Here is an 899-nt window from a genome sequence, read left to right as displayed (position 1 = left end):
CTCGGCCTCGCGGTCGGCCATCGCCCGCACCTCGCCCTCGGCGCGCTGCCGGGCCAGCTCCGCCTCGCGGAAACGGTCGATCACCCGGGTCAGCCGGCCGACGCAATCGCGATACCCGGTGAAGCGCACGGGCGCGCCATAATTGCCGGCGACCATCGACTCCATCCGCTCGATCGTGGCGGTGAACGGGTCGGTGATCACCCGCCAGGTGACGTAGCCGCCGACGATCGACCACAGCAGGGTCACGGCGCCGACCACCACGGGCAGCCCTTCCGGCCCGCCGTTGCCGGCCCAGATCACGGCCAGGAAGCCGGCGAGGATCAGAAAGGTCTCCGACCCGAAGGCGACGGCGAGCTTGGTCCGGATCGGCGCGACCTCGCGGAACCAGGTGATCATCGCCCGCCTCCGGACAGGCGCGGCTGCGGCGCGAGCGCTTCCGGCATGGCGCCGGAGCCTCTTCGTCGATGCCGGCCGCACGGCAGGAACTGGCGGTCAAGATCGGTCATGCAATACGACTCCGCACTGGGCACGCCTCCGCGTTTCCGAAACGGCTTCCGGATGCCGGCGGCGAATGTCGCGGCGCGCGCAGTACCGACCCTGTTGGCCCCGCAAACGCGCTTCCTCGCACACCGGCGCGGCTGAAGCCCGCCCCGGCAGCGACCCTATGAGCGAAAGATTATGGGATCGTTAATCCGGCGAACCGTTGCGGCATTTTTTGCCGCCGGCACCGCGCGGCCCGTTCAGCCGGAGGCGAGTTCCCGCGACCGGGCGGTGGCGGCGGCGATCGCCCGGCGCATCGCGTCCGGCCAGGCCGCATCGTCCATCAGCACGGCGAGCGCGCGCTCGGTCGTGCCCTTCGGGCTGGTGACGGCGCGGCGGAGCGCATCCGCCGGCTGGTC

Annotated in this window: 1 protein-coding gene and 1 pseudogene; both read right to left on the bottom strand. The window is 71.6% G+C overall.

Annotated elements, in window-relative coordinates; genetic code table 11:
- Window positions 1-396: pseudogene (locus tag APM_RS13045) on the bottom strand (methyl-accepting chemotaxis protein); the annotation flags it as partial.
- A gap of 344 nt (window positions 397-740) precedes the next feature.
- On the bottom strand, window positions 741-899 hold a 159-nt coding region (locus APM_RS13040), incomplete at its 5' end, for a pyrroline-5-carboxylate reductase dimerization domain-containing protein (RefSeq protein ID WP_007423835.1).

The sequence above is a fragment of the Acidiphilium sp. PM genome, assembly GCF_000219295.1.
In the GTDB taxonomy this organism is placed as follows: Bacteria; Pseudomonadota; Alphaproteobacteria; order Acetobacterales; family Acetobacteraceae; genus Acidiphilium; species Acidiphilium multivorum.
Note: the sequence above shows the minus strand (reverse complement) of the source record. Positions and strands in the feature narration are given on the sequence as shown.